This window comes from Citrobacter sp. MGH 55 (assembly GCF_016906145.1).
GTDB lineage: Bacteria > Pseudomonadota > Gammaproteobacteria > Enterobacterales > Enterobacteriaceae > Citrobacter_A > Citrobacter_A amalonaticus.
Genome location: NZ_CP070239.1, coordinates 1,161,976 through 1,162,916, shown reverse-complemented (window position 1 = coordinate 1,162,916; position 941 = coordinate 1,161,976). Strand labels below are relative to the sequence as shown.

The 941-nt window shown below is 42.1% G+C and carries 2 protein-coding genes; both read right to left on the bottom strand.

The window, feature by feature from the left end; all coding sequences use genetic code 11:
* On the bottom strand, positions 1–301 hold a 301-nt coding region (locus JTI98_RS21105), incomplete at its 3' end, for a fimbria/pilus periplasmic chaperone (protein WP_252869619.1).
* On the bottom strand, positions 294–941 hold a 648-nt coding region (locus JTI98_RS21100; protein ID WP_252869618.1), incomplete at its 5' end, for a fimbria/pilus outer membrane usher protein. The genes JTI98_RS21100 and JTI98_RS21105, both read right to left, overlap by 8 nt.

Below are 941 nucleotides of genomic sequence, written 5' to 3'. Positions count from 1 at the left end.
TGGGTAACGCATTATTAATTTTCAGGATACGCAGGATTTGTTTGTGTTGATCGGCCACTTTAAAGAACGTGGGGCTGGGCACAAAATAGACATTCTTATCATTCTGGTCCTGGTTTTCAATCCATATCTGTCCGCCATATTCCTGAGCAGACTGGTTATCAACCTGTACAGAGATATTCTCTCTTTTTTCATCAAAGACATAACGTGTGCTGTTAAGGACAAAGGCCGCATGACTTGATGCCGTAAATAAAAACAGTGACGCAGAAAAGAAAAACTTTTTCAGTGTATTGTTCTTAGCCACACTTAACCTCCTGTGCTTTACCCGTATCTTTATGCAGCGATCGTGAATCGAATTTGCAGTCACCTACAGAAATGATCCCTTCATCTTTATCTTCAAGATTCATTAACAGAATCCCGCCGTTGTTGACGTAGCCGATTTCCTGATTTTCTGCGTTTTTAGCAATAGTCCCCATAGGAATAACAAAACCATTGCTGCCGATAACTTTGACGATATACGTGTTAATTTTTCTGTATTTCACTTTTTTGTAGATAATGGCATTTTCTGTCGGCGTGACATTGATTGCGTTTTCTGTCAATTCGACGCTTTGTGGCAAGTTGTCGGCATTGACCGTAATGGTGTTATTGTTATAAGCCGTTAACGGTATAACGGCTCGACCTTTTTTATCGCCCGGCATGGAGCCATTAAATCTGACGCCTGGAACATCCTCCATTTGTACAATCGCGATTTCATCATTTTTCACAGGCGTAAAAAGAATGCCTGCATCTGGTAACCCGATAATACTTCCGCCAACCTGGAAGGAAGAACTGGAAGTGCTCCCCATTTGTGAATAGCTTGCCGAGGTTTGAACTTCGTCAAACAGATAAGACGCTGAAATCGCGCTTCCTGTGGTGTTGCGTGACTGACTGATGGACGCATTATA